The sequence below is a fragment of the Yoonia sp. R2-816 genome, from assembly GCF_046762905.1.
Lineage (GTDB): Bacteria > Pseudomonadota > Alphaproteobacteria > Rhodobacterales > Rhodobacteraceae > Yoonia.
This window is the reverse complement of sequence record NZ_JBKQXN010000311.1, coordinates 499,155-517,961: the sequence shown is the minus strand read 5'-3', so window position 1 is coordinate 517,961 and position 18,807 is coordinate 499,155. Positions and strand designations below refer to the sequence as shown.

Annotated in this window: 23 protein-coding genes; 11 read left to right on the top strand and 12 right to left on the bottom strand. The window is 58.6% G+C overall.

All coding sequences use genetic code 11. The features are described from left to right. Nucleotides 1–63: 63 nt before the first annotated feature. On the bottom strand, nucleotides 64–1,719 hold the full coding sequence (locus ACFWW2_RS20405) for an ABC transporter permease (RefSeq protein ID WP_393931218.1): 1,656 nt from the start codon (nucleotides 1,717–1,719) through the stop codon (nucleotides 64–66). Here ACFWW2_RS20405 and ACFWW2_RS20400 point away from each other — a divergent pair. After that, nucleotides 1,708–2,691, top strand: coding sequence for a hypothetical protein (locus tag ACFWW2_RS20400; RefSeq protein ID WP_393931216.1), 984 nt, complete (start codon nucleotides 1,708–1,710; stop codon nucleotides 2,689–2,691). The genes ACFWW2_RS20405 and ACFWW2_RS20400 overlap by 12 nt on opposite strands. A gap of 3 nt (nucleotides 2,692–2,694) precedes the next feature. Here ACFWW2_RS20400 and ACFWW2_RS20395 read toward each other — a convergent pair whose 3' ends face one another. Beyond that, entirely contained in the window at nucleotides 2,695–2,952 is a 258-nt protein-coding gene (locus ACFWW2_RS20395; RefSeq protein WP_393931214.1) for a DUF2312 domain-containing protein, read from the bottom strand. Between the two features lie 110 nt (nucleotides 2,953–3,062). On the opposite strand from ACFWW2_RS20395, the gene ACFWW2_RS20390 reads away from it, so the two are divergent. Continuing rightward, on the top strand, nucleotides 3,063–3,278 hold the full coding sequence (locus ACFWW2_RS20390; protein ID WP_393931212.1) for a hypothetical protein: 216 nt from the start codon (nucleotides 3,063–3,065) through the stop codon (nucleotides 3,276–3,278). Here the strand turns inward: ACFWW2_RS20390 and ACFWW2_RS20385 are convergent. Beyond that, nucleotides 3,275–4,318: a phosphotransferase gene (locus ACFWW2_RS20385; RefSeq protein ID WP_393931210.1), complete on the bottom strand. Its 1,044-nt coding sequence runs from the start codon at nucleotides 4,316–4,318 to the stop codon at nucleotides 3,275–3,277. The genes ACFWW2_RS20390 and ACFWW2_RS20385 overlap by 4 nt on opposite strands. A gap of 97 nt (nucleotides 4,319–4,415) precedes the next feature. On the opposite strand from ACFWW2_RS20385, the gene ACFWW2_RS20380 reads away from it, so the two are divergent. Then, nucleotides 4,416–5,645 (top strand): acyl-CoA dehydrogenase family protein, encoded by a 1,230-nt coding sequence (locus tag ACFWW2_RS20380; protein ID WP_393931208.1) that lies wholly within the window; start codon nucleotides 4,416–4,418, stop codon nucleotides 5,643–5,645. Here ACFWW2_RS20380 and ACFWW2_RS20375 read toward each other — a convergent pair. Continuing rightward, nucleotides 5,618–5,935, bottom strand: a complete 318-nt coding sequence (locus ACFWW2_RS20375; RefSeq protein ID WP_393931206.1) for an ArsR/SmtB family transcription factor — start codon at nucleotides 5,933–5,935, stop codon at nucleotides 5,618–5,620. The genes ACFWW2_RS20380 and ACFWW2_RS20375 overlap by 28 nt on opposite strands. A gap of 81 nt (nucleotides 5,936–6,016) precedes the next feature. Between ACFWW2_RS20375 and ACFWW2_RS20370 the strand changes: the two genes are divergently transcribed. From ACFWW2_RS20370 to ACFWW2_RS20355, 4 genes are read left to right on the top strand one after another with little or no spacing between them, the layout of a single operon-like run. Beyond that, the gene (locus ACFWW2_RS20370; protein ID WP_393931204.1) at nucleotides 6,017–6,880 is read left to right on the top strand and encodes an MBL fold metallo-hydrolase; all 864 of its coding nucleotides are present in this window, start codon (nucleotides 6,017–6,019) and stop codon (nucleotides 6,878–6,880) included. Continuing rightward, nucleotides 6,820–7,329: a YeeE/YedE family protein gene (locus ACFWW2_RS20365; RefSeq protein ID WP_393931477.1), complete on the top strand. Its 510-nt coding sequence runs from the start codon at nucleotides 6,820–6,822 to the stop codon at nucleotides 7,327–7,329. Before ACFWW2_RS20370 ends, ACFWW2_RS20365 begins: the two co-directional genes overlap by 61 nt. After that, complete coding sequence (locus ACFWW2_RS20360) at nucleotides 7,329–7,760, top strand: DUF6691 family protein (RefSeq protein ID WP_393931202.1); 432 nt, start codon at nucleotides 7,329–7,331, stop codon at nucleotides 7,758–7,760. The genes ACFWW2_RS20365 and ACFWW2_RS20360 overlap by 1 nt, the downstream gene beginning before the upstream one ends. Nucleotides 7,761–7,769: 9 nt before the next feature. Then, nucleotides 7,770–8,204: a TIGR01244 family sulfur transferase gene (locus ACFWW2_RS20355; RefSeq protein ID WP_393931200.1), complete on the top strand. Its 435-nt coding sequence runs from the start codon at nucleotides 7,770–7,772 to the stop codon at nucleotides 8,202–8,204. Nucleotides 8,205–8,310: 106 nt separating this feature from the next. Here ACFWW2_RS20355 and ACFWW2_RS20350 read toward each other — a convergent pair whose 3' ends face one another. The 5 genes from ACFWW2_RS20350 to ACFWW2_RS20330 form a co-directional block, all read right to left on the bottom strand. Beyond that, complete coding sequence (locus tag ACFWW2_RS20350) at nucleotides 8,311–9,405, bottom strand: FliM/FliN family flagellar motor switch protein (RefSeq protein ID WP_393931198.1); 1,095 nt, start codon at nucleotides 9,403–9,405, stop codon at nucleotides 8,311–8,313. Between the two features lie 75 nt (nucleotides 9,406–9,480). Then, complete coding sequence (locus ACFWW2_RS20345; protein WP_393931196.1) at nucleotides 9,481–12,150, bottom strand: ATP-binding protein; 2,670 nt, start codon at nucleotides 12,148–12,150, stop codon at nucleotides 9,481–9,483. Further along, entirely contained in the window at nucleotides 12,150–12,428 is a 279-nt protein-coding gene (locus ACFWW2_RS20340; RefSeq protein WP_393931194.1) for a hypothetical protein, read from the bottom strand. The genes ACFWW2_RS20345 and ACFWW2_RS20340 overlap by 1 nt, the downstream gene beginning before the upstream one ends. After that, nucleotides 12,425–12,793 (bottom strand): response regulator transcription factor, encoded by a 369-nt coding sequence (locus tag ACFWW2_RS20335; RefSeq protein WP_393931192.1) that lies wholly within the window; start codon nucleotides 12,791–12,793, stop codon nucleotides 12,425–12,427. The genes ACFWW2_RS20340 and ACFWW2_RS20335 overlap by 4 nt, the downstream gene beginning before the upstream one ends. Nucleotides 12,794–12,866: 73 nt before the next feature. After that, entirely contained in the window at nucleotides 12,867–14,171 is a 1,305-nt protein-coding gene (locus ACFWW2_RS20330; protein WP_393931190.1) for a short-chain fatty acyl-CoA regulator family protein, read from the bottom strand. Nucleotides 14,172–14,556: 385 nt separating this feature from the next. Between ACFWW2_RS20330 and ACFWW2_RS20325 the strand changes: the two genes are divergently transcribed. The 4 genes from ACFWW2_RS20325 to aat all read left to right on the top strand — a co-directional run bounded on the left by ACFWW2_RS20325 (nucleotide 14,557) and on the right by aat (nucleotide 17,640). Continuing rightward, on the top strand, nucleotides 14,557–15,003 hold the full coding sequence (locus tag ACFWW2_RS20325) for a hypothetical protein (RefSeq protein WP_393931188.1): 447 nt from the start codon (nucleotides 14,557–14,559) through the stop codon (nucleotides 15,001–15,003). A 125-nt stretch (nucleotides 15,004–15,128) separates the two neighbouring features. Further along, nucleotides 15,129–15,629 (top strand): acetyl-CoA carboxylase biotin carboxyl carrier protein, encoded by a 501-nt coding sequence (accB, locus tag ACFWW2_RS20320; RefSeq protein WP_393931186.1) that lies wholly within the window; start codon nucleotides 15,129–15,131, stop codon nucleotides 15,627–15,629. A gap of 9 nt (nucleotides 15,630–15,638) precedes the next feature. Then, nucleotides 15,639–16,985 carry an acetyl-CoA carboxylase biotin carboxylase subunit gene (gene accC / locus ACFWW2_RS20315; RefSeq protein WP_393931184.1) on the top strand — a complete coding sequence of 449 codons (1,347 nt, stop codon included), beginning with the start codon at nucleotides 15,639–15,641 and terminating at the stop codon, nucleotides 16,983–16,985. 4 nt (nucleotides 16,986–16,989) lie between these two features. Further along, nucleotides 16,990–17,640, top strand: a complete 651-nt coding sequence (gene aat / locus ACFWW2_RS20310; protein WP_393931182.1) for a leucyl/phenylalanyl-tRNA--protein transferase — start codon at nucleotides 16,990–16,992, stop codon at nucleotides 17,638–17,640. Here aat and ACFWW2_RS20305 read toward each other — a convergent pair. From ACFWW2_RS20305 to ACFWW2_RS20295, 3 genes are all read right to left on the bottom strand, one after another. Next, complete coding sequence (locus tag ACFWW2_RS20305; RefSeq protein WP_393931180.1) at nucleotides 17,604–17,966, bottom strand: DUF2155 domain-containing protein; 363 nt, start codon at nucleotides 17,964–17,966, stop codon at nucleotides 17,604–17,606. The two genes, aat and ACFWW2_RS20305, sit on opposite strands and share 37 nt — an antisense overlap. A gap of 10 nt (nucleotides 17,967–17,976) precedes the next feature. Beyond that, complete coding sequence (locus tag ACFWW2_RS20300) at nucleotides 17,977–18,360, bottom strand: NADH:ubiquinone oxidoreductase subunit NDUFA12 (RefSeq protein WP_393931178.1); 384 nt, start codon at nucleotides 18,358–18,360, stop codon at nucleotides 17,977–17,979. 61 nt (nucleotides 18,361–18,421) lie between these two features. Continuing rightward, nucleotides 18,422–18,802, bottom strand: coding sequence for a RidA family protein (locus ACFWW2_RS20295; RefSeq protein ID WP_393931176.1), 381 nt, complete (start codon nucleotides 18,800–18,802; stop codon nucleotides 18,422–18,424). Between the last annotated feature and the right edge of the window lie 5 nt (nucleotides 18,803–18,807).

Sequence of the window (18,807 nt, the reverse complement as noted above, 5' to 3'; positions counted from 1 at the left end):
CGGTTTTCGCGCAGGATGGCCCATCCGTTTGGAAGGCGCAAACGATTGGGGTCGCTATCAATCCTACCTGCTCGTCCGTGCCAAAAGCGCCACGGCACACAACCCGACCAGTACAATCGCAATCGCGGCAGGCGCCGCCTCTGCAATGTTTTCCAGTGATGCTTTGGCATGAACGCGGGTGGCCAAGGTATCATAGTTGAACGGTCGCAACAGAAGTGTCGCAGGCAGTTCTTTCACACAATCAACAAATACCAGCAGCAGTGCGGACCCGACAGAGGCGCGGACCAGCGGTAAATGAACCGCGCGCAATGTACCTCCAGCAGATCGGCCCAATGACCGCGCCGCCATTGGCAGGCTTGGCGCAACACGGCCCAGGGCAGCATCGGCAGTGCCTTGCGCAATGGCAAAGAAACGAACGATGTAGGCGAGGATCAACGCGGCGGCACTGCCGGTCATGATCAACCCCGGATCAGAGAAGCCCATGCTGACGATACTGTCGGCGACAAAGTTATCCGTCGCGGCAAGCGGCACCAGAATACCAAGCCCCAGCACCGCACCCGGCGCGGCATAGCCGATGGCCGTGACTGGCATCAGCAAGCGGGGCAATCTGCGTCGCGACAAACGCACGCCATACACCATAAAGACACCACCGAGCACGGTAAGCACTGCGGCGACCCCACCAACAAAAACCGTGTTCCACACCGCGCGGCGCAATCCGGGCGCGATCCACTGTGCTGCATCAAAGGCATGCGTCATAAGCACACCAATTGGCAGCAGAAACCCCACAATCACCGGCACCGCGCAAAGCACCATCGCGACCAGACCCCATCCGCGCGGCAATGTCGTTGGTTCCACCGGGCGCTGCCCCCGCGCCGATCCGAAAAAGCGGCTTTTGCGACGGCTCAGTTTTTCCAGCGTCACCAGAAACACAATCAACGCCAAAACACAGGTCGCCAACTGCGCCGCGCCCCCCAGATTGCCCCCCTGCAACCAGACGGAAAAGATACCCGTGGTCAGCGTTTGTACCGCGAAATAGTCGACGGTACCGAAGTCATTGACTGTCTCCATCATGACAACAGCAACACCAGCGGCAATCGCCGGGCGCGCAAGGGGCAATCCGACACGCCGGAAACGGGCAAACGGTCCAGCGCCCAACGCACGAGCAACCTCATAGGCAGCCCCGGATTGCTCGCGAAACGCGGCACGGGCAAGAATATAGACATAAGGATAAAGGGCCGCGGTCAGCACAATAACCGCCGCCTCGCGGGTCCGGATAGCCGGAAACCAGTAGTCACGAGAGGTCTGCCAACCGGTCAGATCACGCAGCGCCGTCTGCACAGGACCGGCGAACTCCAGAAAATCGACCAGAGCGTATGCGCCGACATAAGCCGGAACCGCCAGCGGCATCAGCAACGCCCATTGCAGCAGGTTGCGACCGGGAAAACGGTACATCACCACCAGCCACGCAGCACCAGTACCCACCATGGCCGTCAGTAAACCCACCCACAGCATCAAAAACACGGTATTTCCCAGATAACGCGGCAAGGTGGTGCGCATCAGATGCGGCCAGATATTCTCGGTCGGCGTCAGCGCAAACCAAATCACCGCAACGATCGGTATCAGAACAAGCACTGCAATCATCAACGCGCCCACTGACCACGGGTCAAAACGCACTCTTTTTGCATTGGCTGCAAATATCTGACTAGTTTGCTCGGACATCTTAAATCCCGGTTATCCGAAAGCAGTTTAACTGTCCAGAAATCCAACTATGATGATGTGACGCGGATCGAACAGGGGCAGCATCACGCAATGCAGATTGCATTTCACATCGGCGCAAACTGCACAGACGAAGACCGGCTTATCAAATCACTTCTCAAAAACGCCGATGTTTTTCTGAAAGAGCAGATCGCCGTGCCCGGCCCGGGTAGATATCGCAAGCTGATCCGTGAAACCATTGCGGCGCTCAAAGGGGCAAAACCTGCCGACGACACGCGCAACATCCTGCTTGATACAATTGTTGAAAACGACAATATCGGCCGGGTTGTTCTAAGCAATGGCAACTTCATCTGCATCCCGCCACGCATCTTCGATCATGGATTGCTTTACAGCCAGGCGGGGCCCAAGGCGCGGGCGTTGCGGCAATTGTTCCCCAAGGACGACATCACCCTGTTTATGGGCATCCGAAATCCCGCGACCTTTCTGCAAGAGACATTTCTGCGGTCCAACGCCAAGACAATCGACGAATATCTGGGCATCATGCGCGCCACGGAGATTCAGTGGTCCGACATGATCCGCCGGATCAGAGAGGACGCGCCGGATGTGGCGCTGACCGTCTGGTGCAACGAAGACGCGCCGCTCTTGTGGGAACAGATTATGCGCGAGATATCAGGTGTGAACCCTGACACACCGATCGTAGGCGGCCTCGATATGCTGGCAACCATCATCTCACGCGATGGCATGCAACTTTTGCACACCAAACTACAGTCTCAGCCGCCGCAATCCGCTGCGGACATGCATGAAATGATTGCAGAAATCTGGGAGACCCACGCGCTGGACGATCAGGTTGAGGATGAAATCAACCAGCCCGAATTGGATCCGGCGCTCCTGGAACAAATGACCGAAATGTATGACGCCGACGTGGCAAAGATCGCCAGCATGGAGGGGGTGAAACTGCTGCTGCCCTTTGACTAAGGGCTACATGCCCAGCGCAGACTTATACATGTCCAGCACAGCCTCTTCCTCTGCCAGATCATTGGCGTCTCGCTTGCGGATCGCAATGACCTTGCGCAGAACCTTGGTGTCGTAACCGCGCCCCTTGGCTTCTGCCATAACTTCCTTCTGTGCGTCCGCAATATCTTTCTTTTCGGCATCAAGCCGTTCAAAACGCTCAATAAACTGACGCAGCTCCTGCGCGGCGACAGTGGATGTGGTGTCAGTGACTGAATCGTTCATCAATGCTCTCCTCGCAGACGCCCCTTCCCTAGCCGCAGCACCGCATACCTGCAACCCTTGCGAAGCCATCCATGGCACGATAACGCTGCGCAAAAGGCCGGAGGGTGAATATGGAATATGTCGTATGGGGCGGCACGGCGTTAACTGTGCTCGGTTTTTTCGGCATCATCTACACGATGATCGCCGTACGGCGCGCCAAGAATGCCGGGCTGAGTGATGAGGAATTGCGCGCGCAGATCGGGCGAATTCTTCCCATTAACCTCGGCGCGCTTTTCGCCTCGACCATTGGGCTGATGGCTGTTGTCATCGGCGTTTGGCTCAGCTAGCGGCCTTCGCGGATCACACCTGTCGCCATCGCGGCAAGCGCTGGAACGGCTGCACCATACTTGCGCGCCATTTCCGGGTTCGATGCATTGCCCGCAGCGGCCCGCGCCGCAACCCCGGCCAAAATCGATGCCAGCCGGAAAAAGGCAAAGACCAGATAAAATGGCCAGTCTTTCACGTCACCTAACCCACGCCTGCGAGCATAATCAGCGACATAATCCGCCTCCGACGGAATGCCCAGCGCCGCGCGATCAATGCCTGCCAACCCACGCATATCCCCCTGATTGGGCAACCGCCATTGCATGCACTGATAGGCCAGATCGGCCATCGGATGCCCCAATGTCGACAATTCCCAATCCAAAACCCCTGCAATAACAGGGTCCTCTGGGGCAAACATGATGTTATCCAGCCGCCAGTCGCCATGCACCAGCGCCACCTGCCCGTCATCAGCCGGCATCTCTGCGGCCAGCCAATCCATGATCGCCACCATCATCGGATCAGGCGTATCAACCGACGCCAGATACTGCTTGCTCCACCGATCAAGCTGCCGGGCAAAATAATTGCCGGGCTTGCCATAATCCGACAGACCCACCGCACCCACATCCACATCATGCAAGGCAGCTAATGCCGCATTCATCGCGTCGTAAATCGCGGTCCGATCAGCCTGACCCACCTCAGGCAATGCCGGATCCCAGAAAATACGCCCCGGTAGAAAACGCATCACAAAAAAGGCGCGACCGCTGGGGGATACCGCCTCATCCGCCACATGCAGCATCTCGGGAACCGGCACATCGGTCCCCACCAGCGCTTTCATCACACGATACTCGCGGTCAACAGCATGCGCCGACGGCAACAGCTTGCCCGGCGGCTTGCTGCGCAACACATAGGTCCCGCTTTCCGCCTCCAGCTTGTAGGTCGGGTTCGATTGACCCGTGCCAAACTTGGTCACGGCCCCCAGTGCTGCAAACCCCGCAACGGCATCTTCCAGATACGCACCCAGCGCATCATGCGACATGCCAAGACCAATTGCTGCTTCTTCCATAACGGCATTTGGAACGACGCACGCGAATAACACAACCCTTCGATTGACACTCGGGCGCACCAATGCACGATGACCTCACATCAAGAGGGAGCAGAGAATGGATCTGGGGCAAACCGAACGGCTGAAACCGGTACTGGCCGCCGTCAAGACAATGGTCAGCGATGAAATCGCCCCCTTGGACGCGGAATTCCTGGCCGAGGTCGAAGTCGGCGACCGCTGGACCTACACACCCCGGCAGACCGAGATCCTCGAAGGATTGAAACAAAAAGCCCGTGATCGGGGCCTCTGGAACTTCTGGGACACGTTCCGCGATGGCCCCCAGCTCAACACTGTCGAATACGCCTACCTGGCCGAGGAAATGGGCAAATGCCATCTCGGGGCCGAGGTGTTCAATTGCAACGCCCCCGACACCGGCAACATGGAGGTGTTCGCCCGCTACGGCACCGACGCCATGAAAGAACAATGGCTGAAACCGCTCATGGACGGCACAATCCGGTCGGCCTACCTGATGACCGAACCCGATGTCGCCAGTTCCGACGCCACCAATATCGCCATGCGATGCGAACGTGACGGCGACGATTACGTGCTCAACGGCGAAAAGTGGTGGGCCACCGGCGCGGGCGATCCGCGCTGCGCCGTCCATATCGTCATGGTGCGCACCGCCCATGACGGCCCCAAACACCGGCAGCATTCCATGATCGTCGTACCCGCTGACACACCCGGCATCCAGAAACTCCGCGCGATGGAGGTTTACGGCCACGATGACGCCCCCCACGGCCACATGCATTTCCGCTATGACAATGTGCGCGTGCCTGCCGAAAACCTGCTGGTCGGCGAAGGGGCGGGTTTCGAAATCGCACAGGGGCGCCTTGGGCCCGGCCGGATTCACCACTGCATGCGCGCCATCGGTCAGGCCGAAAGCGCGCTCGCCGCGATGTGCCGCCGGTCAATCGCGCGGCAGGCCTTTGGTAAACCACTGGCCCAGCTTGGGGAAAACTTCGATCTGATCGCAGAGGCACGGATGGACATCGAACAGGCCCGCCTCCTCTGTCTCAAAGCGGCGTGGATGATGGATCAGGGGGATAAAAGGGCAGCGGCGCCATGGATCAGCCAGATCAAGGTAATCGCGCCACGCGTCGCGCTTAACGTCACCGACATGGCCATTCAGATGCACGGGGCTGCTGGGGTCTCACAAGATACAACACTGGCGCGGCAATGGACCCACCTGCGGACGTTGCGGTTGGCTGACGGTCCCGACGCAGTACATCGCAGGCAAGTCGCCAGGAACGAACTTGCGCCTTACATTTCGGGGCAGAATATCTCGTAAATCCGTTCAAGGATCGGGCGAACACGGGGATCGGCAAGGCTGTAGCGCATACTGCGGCCCTGGCGTTCGCAACTCACCAAACCTTCGCTGCGCAAGCGCAACAATTGACCTGAAACATATGACTGGCTGGCACCAAGGGCCTTCTCCAGCTCGCCTACCGACAAATCACCGGGCACCAACGCGCAGAGAATACGCAGCCGGCCAGCATTTGAAAGGGCCTTGAGCATATCTGCCGCCTCTGCGGCGGCGGCGTCCATTGGATCGGCCAATGTCTCCAGTTGTTCAGTCATCACTATCTTTCTGACGCTTTAAACATTCCAATATTGAAATGTATAATTCATACGCTATCTTTGTATCAAAGGAGATTCGCAATGACACCCCATGTAAGAGCGTTCTTTGATAATGCAACCAACACCGTGTCCTATGTGGTACGCGAACCCAAGGGGCGCGCCTGTGCCATTATAGACAGCGTGTTGGACTATGATCAGGCGTCGGGGCGCACCGATACCAGCTCCGCTGACGAGGTTATTGCCTGGGTCAAGGCAGAAAACCTCCAGGTCGCGTGGATCCTGGAAAGCCATGTCCACGCGGACCATCTGTCAGCTGCGCCATACCTGCAGGAACATCTGGGCGGCAAGATCGGGATTGGTGCCAATATCACCATCGTGCAGGACACTTTTGGCAAAGTCTTCAACGAAGGGACCGAATTTCAGCGTGACGGGTCACAGTTTGATGCTTTGTTCAAGGAAGGCGACAGCTTTCATATCGGACAAATGCGTGCCGACGTTCTGCACACACCGGGCCATACACCGGCCTGCCTGACCTATGTGATCGGCGACGCCGCATTTGTGGGCGACACGCTCTTCATGCCTGACTTTGGGACCGCCCGGTGCGATTTCCCCGGCGGCTCGGCCGAAGATCTCTATGCCTCAATCCAGAAGATCCTCGCGCTGCCGGATGAGACAAAGGTCTTTGTCGGTCACGACTACAAGGCGCCGGGGCGCGATAAATTCGCTTGGGAAACGACCGTTGGTGAGCAAAAGGCGCTCAACGTCCATATCGGTGCGGGCCGCCCGATGGAAGAATTCGTCGCAATGCGCAACGAACGTGATGCGGGGCTAGGCATGCCACGGCTGATCCTGCCCTCGCTGCAAACCAACATGCGCGCGGGGCAATTGCCGCCACCCGAAGACAACGGCCAAAGTTACTTCAAGGTGCCGATCAACAGGCTCTAAGCCTCAGAAAATCAAGGAAAAACATGCAAACAGAATGGATACTGGGCCTCGCCGGTGGCGTGCTCATCGGAATAGCTGCGTCCATCTTTCTGCTGGTGAACGGCAGGATCATGGGTGCATCCGGCATTATCGGCGGCCTTGTTGATGGGTCCGGCCGCGCCGATTGGGTCGAACGGGCGGCGTTGATTGCGGGCCTCATTGCGGCGCCTGCTGCAATCATCCTGTTTACCGGCGAAGGGGAAACACACCTCACTGGCAATTGGGTCGTTATCATCGCCGCTGGGCTGCTTGTGGGCGTTGGAACCAGACTGGCCAACGGCTGCACATCCGGGCATGGCGTCTGCGGCATCTCGCGTTTGTCGCTACGGGGAATTGTTGCGACCGCCTTCTATATCGGCGCTGGCGGTCTGACCATGGTGCTGTTCAAACATGTCTGGGGGATCATCTGATGCGCATCTTGATTTCATTCATCGTCGGCGCAACCTTCGGCACCGGCCTGCTGATATCAGGCATGACAGACACAACCAAAGTACAAGGTTGGCTAGATGTCTTCGGCAATTGGGATCCCACACTGGCCTTTGTGATGGGCGGCGCGATCATTCCGATGGCAATTGCATGGCGTTTCACCAACGGACGCAAGCCCGTCCTCGCGGAAAGCTTTCCTGCGCCGCCGGAGCCGCGGTTGGGACGCAATCTGGTACTCGGCTCGGCCCTTTTCGGCATGGGCTGGGGGCTTGCTGGGCTCTGCCCTGGCCCGGCTATCGCATCGCTGAGCTATGGCGGGATTGGCGGGATCTTGTTCCTGCTTGCGATGCTGGCAGGCATGGCGATGGCCCCTGCCATACGAACCCGGCTGGACCAGCAGCCCGTGGCGGTCTAGAACGCCGCCATGGAAATCAGACCGCTCAGCCCGACCTACGCCGTGTCACCCCAGATCGAGGTGGATGATGTGCCTGCGATTGCCGATGCAGGATATCGAACCATCATCTGCAACCGACCCGATGCCGAGGTTCCGCCAAGCCATCAGGCCGCCGCGATCGAGGCGGCGGCCAAATCAGCGGGATTGGCGTTTGTATGCATCCCGGTGACGCACCAGACCCTGAATATGGATATGGTGAGCGCACAGAAGGCGGCGATGGCCAAATCCGATGGGCCGGTGCTGGCCTATTGTGCCTCTGGCACAAGAAGTTCGATTGTCTGGTCGCTTGGTGTCGCGCATCAAATGTCAGCCGATCAGATTCTGGCCGCGACCGCCGCTGCCGGCTACAACCTCGATGGTTTGCAGCCACAACTCGACGCAGTCGCCAGCCAAGCCAAGACGTAAGCGTCTCCCGACCTGCGCAATGCAACGCGCAGTTAGGATGCGACACGTGAACTTTTGAGATGGGCCCTTTTGGAACCCGCGCCCCGTTTCTTACAATCAGCACCCCTTAATCGGATAGGGAAATCGCGTCCAGATCCATTGACGCCATCGGCAAATCACCTGCGTCATCATCCTCACTCGCCATCAGTTCGTCTGGCTGTTCATCCAGCCCCGCGGGTTGTGTGAAGTCGCCGATGTCACCGATCAGTTGGTCGGATGCGGTCTCACCGCCCGTGGCAAGCGGCGGCATGGCAGCCCGGGCGGCACCTGACAAGTCATTTAACTGTGGCAAGGGAGCGGGCTCTACCCTGACAGCACGCATCCCGCCCAACTGTCCCAGTTTCGCCTGTGCGATCTTCTGACCGTCCTGTGACAATAATCTGACCGAATTCACCGTACATCCCAACAGGGGCAGAACCTGCCCGACCTGCAGATTTTGCGCCTCCGACAACGGCATTTTTAAGCGATGCAAAAGGGCGTCCAGTTCACCTGGCGCATCAGCCACAGCCGCCTGAAACAGGGTCGCCCAGTCCGCGTTTTCAGATGGCGCTGTCTCTGCCATTGGCTGAGGCTTGGACAACGGCAACGCAATCAGCATTTGCCCCTGACGTTCCGCCACCCCCAGATCAATACTCAGGCGCAGGATACGAAAATCCTGATCGGCCAGCATCAGACCCGCCGCCCGGCTGCTGTCAATGCGGTCGCCCAATCCCACACCGTCGGCCCAGCCGTCAAACTCTGTCCCGACCGTGACCGTCGGAAAGGCGGAAAGGAACGCTGACAACACAGGGTCGCACATCGACTTGTCGGTACGCGTTGCTGACCGTTCTTCCGCCTTTGCGGCAATCAGGCGACCGATTGTCTGCATCTCCAGCATCGCGGCGCGCAATTGCACATCCAACGCAGTTAAACCAACCAGTTGTCCGGCACGCTGCAGCCCGATCAGCATCAGGTTGCCGTCCAGCCCGCCAAGCAGATCATCCAACGGCTGTGTTTCCTCGCCCATGCCGATCACCGTCAGAACCAAGCCGATGGTGTCGTTCGCAGCCTTCGTGAGCGCCAGACGCACCGCGCGCGACGATGTCAGCGGCATTTCCGCCGCATCGCCCGCCTGACGGCCCGTCATGCGCCGCAAGATCATCGAATGCATACTGTCGCTCATGGCCCCGCCACAGGTTTATCAGCCTGCAGATTAACCAATCAGAGGTTACGGTTCTGCTAACGGTGACCCATCACGTCAGGTTTTTGGAAGAACCACACGAAACGCCGTGCCATACTGCCCCGGCAGATAGCCGATCTCGCCACCCAGCCGATGCATGATCTCGCGGCAGATCGCCAATCCCAGACCGGCACCACCCGCCTTTGATTGATCGGTCACCCGGGAAAACTTCTCAAAGATCATCTGCTGATTTTCCGGCGAAATACCAAAACCGTTGTCGACAAAATCAATATGGTAGACATCGGCCTTCTCCTTCACTGATATCTTCAGTTTCGGCCTTTCAGCAGCACAGTATTTGCGGGCGTTGGCAATAAGATTGATAAACACCTGCCCCAACCGGTCCAGATCGGTGGTCAGGGTCACATTCTCGGATACGGGATCGCGAACAACCTCAAGGTTCTCGCCCCCGACGCCAGAGGCGCGCACGGCCCGATCCAACAGATCCCGCAACTGGCCGGTCTGTCGCTGCAGGGTCACCTGACCATTCTCGAGCACGGACAAATCAAGCAGATCATCCAGCAAACGGGTCAAACGAACAGCCTCTTCCTGGATGATCACTGCATAGCGCGATTTGTCATCGGCCACGATATCCGGGTTACCCAATATCTCGGAGAATGACCGGATCGAGGTCATCGGCGTGCGCAATTCATGGCTGATCTGGCTTAGAAATGCATCTTTCTGGATCGACAGCGCAGTCAGCTTTTCATTGGCATCACGCAACGCGCGGGCCGTGCGTTCCTGTTCGGCCGATTTCGCCTCCAAACGGTTGGAATACTCCAATATCTGCGCTGCCTCATCCGCAACCGCAATCAGATCCTCAACCAGAACACCGCTACCGCCAATGATCTGGCCAATCATGGCGTGGGCCGTGGCCGCACCAACCGACCCCGACAACTGGCGCTCCAGCCGCTCAATGAACTCCGGTGTCACCTCGGGAAGATAACCAACCTTGCCCTGATGCTGCACTTCGCGCTGAAAGATGGCTTGCGCCTCATCACTGCCAAGTATCCGTTGGGCCATTACAAGCAAATCCTCCGCCCCCGCAGCCGCCGTTGTCCATGCCCGCGCGCCAGCAGACCGTTCAAGCACATTGACAAACTGCGCGCCCTGCAGACGTTCCAGGGGCGTTGGAAAACTGACCAACGACCCAATGATGAAAATAGAGGTGTTCAAAAGCATCGACCACATCACGCTGTGCACCAGGGGGTCCATGCCGGTTATGCCAAACAGGGCCTGCGGGCGCAGCCAGTTGATGCCAAAGGGCCCCGCATCCATAACTGCTTGCGATACGACCGCATCAACACCAAAGCTTGGCAAGAACAGCGTCCAGACCCAGACCAACAAGCCGATGACAAGGCCGAATGCGGCGCCAATGCGGGTCGCACCGCGCCAGAAGATGCCGCCAATCATCGCAGGCAGGATCTGCACTGCCCCCGCAAATGACACCAAACCAATCGCGGCAAGGGCCGTTCCCCCGCCGGAAAAGCGATAATAGAGAAACCCAAGGGCCAGTATACCCGCAATTGAAAGTCGCCGCGCCAGCAGGATGATCTGACGCACATCCCCTGACATCACAGCACCATCCTGGTTCTGCAACCGAAACCACAGCGGTACAACGATATGGTTGGACACCATTGTCGCCAACGCAATGGTGGCAACAATGACCATTGATGTGGCTGATGAAAAACCACCCAGAAATGACAGCATGGCAAGCCCGTCGCGCCCTTCACTCAATGGCAGGGTCAATACGAACAAATCCGGATTGCTGCCTGCGGGCAAAAGATCCAGCCCGACAATTGCAATCGGCACGACAAACAGGCTCATCAGAAACAGATATAGCGGGAATGCCCAAGTTGCGACGCGCAGATGACGCTCATCCGCGTTTTCGACAACCAGCACCTGAAACATGCGGGGCAGGCACAGAAACGCCGCCGCCGACAAGAAAATCAATGTGGCCCAGCGCCCGCCCGACTGGTCCCACAAATCGACCGGTGATGCGTCAATACGATCCAGCATCGCACCGGCACCGCCTGCGATACCCCAGACCACAAACGCCCCCACGCCCACAAGGGCCACCAGTTTGACGACGGCCTCAACAGCAATGGCCATGACGATCCCGTGGTGACGTTCGTTGGCATCAAGGTTACGTGTGCCAAAAAGAACGGTAAAAACGGCTAGGCCGATAGCGACCCAGCCTGCGGTGGCGTTCAACTCTGACCGGCCCCATGTCTCGCCTGCGTTCTGGGCAAAAACCGAAAATGACAGGGTGACCGACTGCAATTGTAACGCAATATATGGGGTGGCTGCCACAACGCAGATCAGCGTGACAATCACGCCAAGTAACGTGGATTTGCCAAAGCGTGATGAAACAAGATCGGCAATCGACGTGATCCGCTGGGTGCGCCCAATGCGCACCAGACGGCGCAGGACCCACCACCAGCCGATCATCACCAGGGTTGGGCCAAGATAGATCGTGACAAACTCAAGCCCCGACCGGGCGGCATAGCCCACAGCGCCATAAAACGTCCAGGCGGTGCAATAGATACTCAGCGACAGCGTGTAGATGATCGGTGACTGAACCCAGTTGGCACGGCCTGTCGCCGCCCGGCGCTCCGCCAGAAAGGCCACCAAAAAGAGCATGACAACATAAGCCAGTGAGACTGCAACAAGAACATTGAACGCAAACATCAGGCAGCGTCATCCTTGCTGTCGAATGTGGTCTCATCATCCGGACGCAGCAGATGTGAAATGATCGCCGCCAGAAGGATCAGCAGGACCCAAACGCCAAAAAGATATATGGTCGCCGCCGCGTTCGCGTTTTCAGCCCCTTCTGAATGGGGCCACAACAGCGGTATGGCCCACAGGATCATACCAAGGATCGGCAGCAAACGGGCCGCATCACGCAGACGGCGCTGGCGATAGCTCGTCCGTTCCAGAAAAATGTCCAGCTTTGGCGGCCCGCTCATGCCTCCATCAGGCTGCGGACATGATCGCGCACCTCTGTGTTCGAGAACGGTTTGGTCATGAAGTGATTGGCCCCCAGACGCGTTGCCAATTCGCGGTCTTTGGCTTGACCTCTGGCGGTCAGCATCATCACCGGGATCGCCTTGGTTGGTTCATTCGCACGCAGGTCGCGAAGAATATCAAACCCGCTTCGCCCCGGCAGCATGACATCCAGAATGATCAGATGTGGCGGCAACGCATTCACCTTGTCCATGGCCGTGGTGCCATCCTCATGTGTGTGAACGGTCCATCCATCGCGGGACAGAATGAAACTGATCGCCTCTATGATATTTGGCTCATCCTCGATCAGAAGGACACGTTTGCCCATCTCATCTTCCCTCCCTCAACACAACGCGGCCCTCCAACCGTCTGATCGACTATCGCGGCAATTGGGTGATGTGTCAAAGATTGCTATGCGCACCGACACCGGCGATCGCCGGCTCGCGACGGCTGGCACAATCTGGGCGCGGACAGATGCGGCAGGATACACCGACCGGCAAAACCGCCGCGTCAGAGGTCGGCTGATCAGGGATCACCAGCATCGTACTTTGCAGCGCCGGGGGCGCGTCAAACTGTGGCACGCCGACCGGTTCGGCCACCGCATAACACAACATGCGGTTCACGACGGGTCCGGGCATCGCCACCTCGGCGCGTACCGGTTGGGCGGGCCGGGCAAACGCGCCGAATATCGGCCAAAGCGGGCAACCGCCGCCGAACCTCGGTATGGTGAAACCGGGTACCGATTTCAGAAACGTCAATGTGCCTGTTGCATCGCACACGGCAAGACCCATGGGCGGATGTCCATCCTCGGCGGACAAGGTCGACAAACGGCGCAGCACAGCGGCAAAAGGAACATCGAACTGACCAGCGATCCGAACCGGATCATACCCGGTTCTGGCGCAGGCCTCCTCGAAGGCCGGGCGTGGCAAGGCAGCAGCATCCGCCTGATAAACCGCCCCGACCGTACGCAGAAGCTTGGATGCGGACGGTGGTAACTCAGCTGCAGCGACAATATCCTCAAGATCGGCGCCGTTCGCCTCAAGATCAGCAAAGCGATGATCCTGCTGCGCCAGATAGGCCTCCACCTGCTCAATTGGCGTCGCAGGGCCAGCGGCATCTGCCTGCGGCGCCTCCAGATAGGCGATCAATGCCTCACTGCTGGATGCCAGACGCACACTGTCATCATGAATATTGCGATGAAAGCGGCCTTGCCAATCCGCGTCCAAGGCCTCTTGCCCCACAAGGATCGAAGCGGTCGAACGGATCGCCGTCACCGCTGAAATGACGTCGTGCAATGAGGCCGCCAGTTGTGGATCATAAGCCATACGATCACTCAGGATCTGAACTCGCTCTTCCAGCGTTGCAATGCGACGGGCCTGTGCGGCGATCAATCCGCTCCAGCCGGGATATCGGGCCGCAAACTCTTCAGCCCGGGCAACCTCGGCCGTTTCGCCGAAACTGGCCGCAGCAGCACGCATTTGATCCAGCAGGTTGCTTTCGGCACCTTCGGTCAGCAATGCCGGATCAACATCCAGCACACGGGCGATATCGCCCAGCAGCTTGCCGGCTATTCTCCGGCGATTGTGTTCGATCAGGTTCAGATAAGACGGTGAAATCCCGACAGCCTCTGCCAATGACACCTGGCGCACCCCCTGATCCAGTCGCCTTTCGCGTATGCGCGAACCGGTCAGACGGCGGGCCGACATGGGAATTCCTCCAAGGGTATCAATCGCCTTTTGCGGATTGGGATAACGATTTTACACTGTTTACCAGGTAATTCTAGGCAGATTTACAAGAATGTCCATTGTCAGCAATGGCTTGCCGGCCGCTTTGCCAACCGTCCGGGCGTCAAGCAAGTAGCGACCTGCGGGCGTACCCACGCTCAGCAAAACGCCACGCTCCCGCACGCGATCCTGCCAATCTCATTGGGCGGTTCGGGTGTATGCACCCCCGCAGCAATGACTGGCGATCCGCAAGATTGGACGCGTTTACCTTAAAATCGCGATATCTACCGGTCGAGAATTAAAGCTTTGGTAAGACGGCAAGGCGATTCTATCAGCGTCAGATTCTCGCTTTTCGGAGCTTCATACCATGGATACAACACTCGCTCTTCCGCCCAAGAACGTTGCAACTGTCGCTTATGTTCCCGAACAGATGCGGGTTCAGGACCGCAAGGTTCCGGTTGTCAAAGAACTGGATCGCGGTGCGACCCTGCCCTCTGACAAGATGTTCGTCGCCCAGGTTGTCAACGCCCGTCTGTCAGGTACGGAGTTTCCGGAAAACCCTGGCGAAATCGCGCCGCCAGAGCGCACATTGCGGCCCTATAGCGTGCCCATGCTGCCATTCGACAAGGAAGAACCCGAGGTCGAGGTGAAGGATGACGGCACCGTGGACGCAGCAACGCCTGCGGACGCGCAGATTATGCAGCCTGAACAGCAAGTAGCGGCGATTGAAGATGATGTGGTGCCGATGGCCCAGCCAACAGCGGATCAACCCACCACAAATGACACTCCGGTGACCGAAGAACCTGAGAAGTAACGCCTCATTCATTTTCAAACCTCTGCCGCTTCCCACCCCCGCAGGCTTGCCCTATAAGCTTTTCAAAGGCGTGTGACGCAACGTCGCGCGAACGCCGCTAATATTGGCAACGGGCCGAGGACAGAATGAGTAATAAAACCTCTCACGACAGCGATGTCAGCTTTATTCAGGCACTGGCAGAGCTGCTGCGCGAAAACGACCTGACAGAATTACAGGTAAAACGGGAATATGGCGACAACGACAGCCTGAACGTCCGGGTCAGTCGGCAAACGCAAACCGTTGTGCAGGCCAGCGTCCCCGCAGCACCTGCCGCGCCCGCCCCCGCGGCAACCGCATCCTCCGCCTCTGATCCGACGCCTGCGGCATCTGACGCCGCAGACCCTGCAAGCCATCCGGGTGCAGTGACTTCGCCCATGGTCGGCACGGTGTACATGGCCCCTGAACCGGGCGCCGCCCCATTTGTAAGCGTCGGCGCAAGCATCAGCGAAGGCGATACACTGCTGATCATCGAAGCGATGAAAACCATGAACCACATCCCCGCCCCGAAGGCCGGGACCATCAAGCGCATTCTTGTCGAAGATGGTGGCCCTGTCGAATTCGGCGCACCTCTTGTGATCATCGAATAGGGCGCACCCATGTTCGATAAAATCCTTATCGCGAACCGGGGCGAAATCGCCTTGCGAGTCGTTCGGGCCTGCCGGGAAATGGGCGTCAAATCCGTGGCCGTGCATTCGACGGCCGACAGCGACGCGATGCATGTGCGCATGGCGGACGAGGCGATCTGCATCGGCCCGCCCTCCTCGGCGCAAAGCTACCTGTCATTCCCCGCCATCATCTCCGCCTGTGAAATCACCGGCGCACAGGCGATCCACCCTGGCTACGGGTTCCTGTCAGAAAACGCAGCCTTCGTGCAGGTTGTCGAAGATCACGACATCACCTTCATCGGCCCCACCGCCGAACATATCCGGATCATGGGGGACAAGATCACCGCCAAGGATACGATGAAGGAACTGGGCGTGCCATGTGTACCCGGTTCCGACGGCGGCGTGCCCACTTTGGATGATGCAAAGCGCATTGGCGAAGAAGTCGGTTATCCGGTGATCATCAAGGCGACAGCCGGTGGCGGTGGACGCGGCATGAAAGTGGCCAAAACCGCCGCTGACATGGAAAAGGCCTTTATGTCTGCTCGCGCCGAAGGCAAGGCTGCGTTCGGCAATGATGAGGTCTATATTGAAAAATACCTGACCACGCCGCGCCATATCGAAATCCAGGTCTTCGGCGACGGCAAGGGGAACGCGGTCCATCTTGGCGAACGCGATTGTTCGCTGCAACGGCGGCACCAGAAAGTATTCGAGGAGGCCCCCGGTCCCTGCATCACACCCGAACTGCGCGCCAGAATTGGCAAGGTCTGCGCAGATGCGGTCGCCAAGATCAACTATATCGGTGCCGGGACCATCGAATTCCTGTTCGAAAACGATGAATTCTACTTCATCGAAATGAACACCCGCCTTCAGGTCGAACACCCGGTGACCGAAGCTATCTTTGGCGTGGACCTTGTGCGCGAACAATTGCGGGTCGCTTCCGGTCTGCCAATGTCAATCACGCAGGATGACCTGCAGATCAACGGCCATGCGATCGAAGTACGGATCAACGCGGAGAAACTGCCCAGCTTTTCCCCCTGCCCCGGCACCATCACCCAGTATCACGCTCCCGGCGGGCTTGGGGTACGGATGGATTCGGCACTTTATGACGGCTACCGGATCCCACCCTACTACGACAGCCTGATCGGCAAGCTGATCGTGCATGGGCGCGACCGGCCAGAAGCGCTGGCGCGATTGGCACGCGCCTTGGGCGAACTCATCGTCGACGGGGTTGATACCACCATCCCGCTGTTCCACTCTCTGCTCGCTGAAGAGGCTGTGCAGACCGGTGACTACAACATCCACTGGCTGGAACATTGGCTCGAGCAAAACCTCGGCTAGCCCGATGCGGGATGATGAGCCGATCCTGACGCCAGACCTGCTGCTGCAGGCCTACACGGTCGGTGTGTTTCCCATGTCCGAAGGGCGGCATGACCCGGATGTGTTCTGGGTTGACCCCAAGCGGCGTGGAGTGATCCCTTTGGATGGTTTTCGGATCTCGCGCAGTCTGGCGCGAACCATGCGGCGCGGACGATACATGGTCACTGTGGATGCAGCCTTCGATGACACGGTGCAGGGCTGCGCCGACCGGGACGAAACCTGGATCAATGACACGATCTTTGGCCTTTACCGCGCGCTGTTCCTGCGTGGTGCCGCCCATTCAGTTGAGGTGTGGGAGGACACCAATCTGGTCGGCGGGGTCTACGGTGTGACCATTGGCAGCGCATTCTTCGGGGAAAGCATGTTCAGCCGCACCACAGACGCGTCAAAAGTCGCGCTTGCCTATCTGGTGGACCGGCTGCGGTTGGGCGGGTTTACTCTATTCGACACGCAGTTCATCACCCCACATCTGGCCAGCTTAGGGGCCATCGAAATCAGCCGGGCTGACTACCGCAAGCAGCTGGCCGCGGCGATCCGGACAGATGCCTCTTTCGCCGCACCCGGGCCGGTGCCACCCGCTCAGGATGTCATACAGCGCAACACCCAAACGTCATAACGGGGGTGATCCATGGCATGCAGGGCAGGCGCCGACGCCAACATCCAGCCTGAAAATGTGGGCTCTGGCTCGGCTTGATAATAGACGTCCAACGCGGCATAGGCATCACCTGACGGGTTATCCGCCGGATAGCGGCACGCATTCAACGTCACCCGCAAATAGCCCAAGCGCCCGGTTTCACCGCGGCGCAGCGACATGTCCGTGACCACGCCGGTCAACTTGTCCAGCACCCTCAGATCACCACCCGGCGCATCCGCAACCTCTTGGGCGGACGCAGGTCCAGCCAGCGCCAAAAAAGTCAAAGCAGCAAAAAGAAAACCACGCATAGGATCAATCCTATTCCGGTGACCACGCCTCATAATCGGACCGCTCCGCCGGGGCCGACCTGCGAATGGACCCGGCGGGGGCATAGGCCGCCATCGTGCCGGTCAGGTTTTCCTGATGCGGCTTTTCCCAGTCCTTGCGCTTCAATGCAGCCTCAGTCGGGGGCTGGTCCCATGTGTGATGCAGCCAGCCATGCCATTCCGGGCTGACACGCGACGCCTCGTTATCCCCGTTGTAGATCACCCAACGGCGGCTGTCGTCGGCGTTGCGATAATAGACATTGCCCTCAGCATCCTCGCCCACCTTCTGGCCTTTGCGGCTGGTCCACAACTGGGTGCCATATGACTGACCATCCCACCATGTGAAGATGCGTTTGATGTTATGACCAAGGCCCATATGCCGTCTCCATTCTCGTTGGGTCTGTCATGCACGAAAGGTACAGGAAGGTCCAGTAGGCTCAGGGCACGCGGGCCGTGACCTCAATCTCGATCTTCATCTCGGGGTTCTGCAACCCTGCCGAAATCATCGTCGCCGCCGGACGCGCGGTGGCAAAGGTCTCAGACGTGATCGGCCAGCAGTCAGGCCAGTCGTCCACATCCGGCACAATGTAATTCACACGGACAACATGGTCGAGCCCGCTACCCGCGTCTTCCAAGGCCTTGGCGATCGTGCCCAGCGCATTGCGGCACTGATCCACGATGCTCTCGGGCATCGTCATCGTCGCATAATCGTACCCGGTCGTGCCCGCCACAAACACCCAGCCATCCGCCACAACAGCACGGCTATAGCCGATCTGTGCCTCAAAAGGCGAACCAGTTGAGATATGGCGGACGGTCACGGCAA

What these genes read in the sequence shown, in the direction of transcription:
- ACFWW2_RS20405 (WP_393931218.1), bottom strand. Translation starts at nt 1,719, where the DNA reads ATGTCCGAGCAAACTAGTCAGATATTTGCAGCCAATGCAAAAAGAGTG.
- ACFWW2_RS20395 (WP_393931214.1), bottom strand. Translation starts at nt 2,952, where the DNA reads ATGAACGATTCAGTCACTGACACCACATCCACTGTCGCCGCGCAGGAG.
- ACFWW2_RS20390 (WP_393931212.1), top strand. Translation starts at nt 3,063, where the DNA reads ATGGAATATGTCGTATGGGGCGGCACGGCGTTAACTGTGCTCGGTTTT.
- ACFWW2_RS20385 (WP_393931210.1), bottom strand. Translation starts at nt 4,318, where the DNA reads ATGGAAGAAGCAGCAATTGGTCTTGGCATGTCGCATGATGCGCTGGGT.
- ACFWW2_RS20380 (WP_393931208.1), top strand. Translation starts at nt 4,416, where the DNA reads ATGGATCTGGGGCAAACCGAACGGCTGAAACCGGTACTGGCCGCCGTC.
- ACFWW2_RS20375 (WP_393931206.1), bottom strand. Translation starts at nt 5,935, where the DNA reads ATGACTGAACAACTGGAGACATTGGCCGATCCAATGGACGCCGCCGCC.
- ACFWW2_RS20370 (WP_393931204.1), top strand. Translation starts at nt 6,017, where the DNA reads ATGACACCCCATGTAAGAGCGTTCTTTGATAATGCAACCAACACCGTG.
- ACFWW2_RS20360 (WP_393931202.1), top strand. Translation starts at nt 7,329, where the DNA reads ATGCGCATCTTGATTTCATTCATCGTCGGCGCAACCTTCGGCACCGGC.
- ACFWW2_RS20355 (WP_393931200.1), top strand. Translation starts at nt 7,770, where the DNA reads ATGGAAATCAGACCGCTCAGCCCGACCTACGCCGTGTCACCCCAGATC.
- ACFWW2_RS20350 (WP_393931198.1), bottom strand. Translation starts at nt 9,405, where the DNA reads ATGAGCGACAGTATGCATTCGATGATCTTGCGGCGCATGACGGGCCGT.
- ACFWW2_RS20345 (WP_393931196.1), bottom strand. Translation starts at nt 12,150, where the DNA reads ATGTTTGCGTTCAATGTTCTTGTTGCAGTCTCACTGGCTTATGTTGTC.
- ACFWW2_RS20340 (WP_393931194.1), bottom strand. Translation starts at nt 12,428, where the DNA reads ATGAGCGGGCCGCCAAAGCTGGACATTTTTCTGGAACGGACGAGCTAT.
- ACFWW2_RS20335 (WP_393931192.1), bottom strand. Translation starts at nt 12,793, where the DNA reads ATGGGCAAACGTGTCCTTCTGATCGAGGATGAGCCAAATATCATAGAG.
- ACFWW2_RS20330 (WP_393931190.1), bottom strand. Translation starts at nt 14,171, where the DNA reads ATGTCGGCCCGCCGTCTGACCGGTTCGCGCATACGCGAAAGGCGACTG.
- ACFWW2_RS20325 (WP_393931188.1), top strand. Translation starts at nt 14,557, where the DNA reads ATGGATACAACACTCGCTCTTCCGCCCAAGAACGTTGCAACTGTCGCT.
- accB (WP_393931186.1), top strand. Translation starts at nt 15,129, where the DNA reads ATGAGTAATAAAACCTCTCACGACAGCGATGTCAGCTTTATTCAGGCA.
- accC (WP_393931184.1), top strand. Translation starts at nt 15,639, where the DNA reads ATGTTCGATAAAATCCTTATCGCGAACCGGGGCGAAATCGCCTTGCGA.
- aat (WP_393931182.1), top strand. Translation starts at nt 16,990, where the DNA reads ATGCGGGATGATGAGCCGATCCTGACGCCAGACCTGCTGCTGCAGGCC.
- ACFWW2_RS20305 (WP_393931180.1), bottom strand. Translation starts at nt 17,966, where the DNA reads ATGCGTGGTTTTCTTTTTGCTGCTTTGACTTTTTTGGCGCTGGCTGGA.
- ACFWW2_RS20300 (WP_393931178.1), bottom strand. Translation starts at nt 18,360, where the DNA reads ATGGGCCTTGGTCATAACATCAAACGCATCTTCACATGGTGGGATGGT.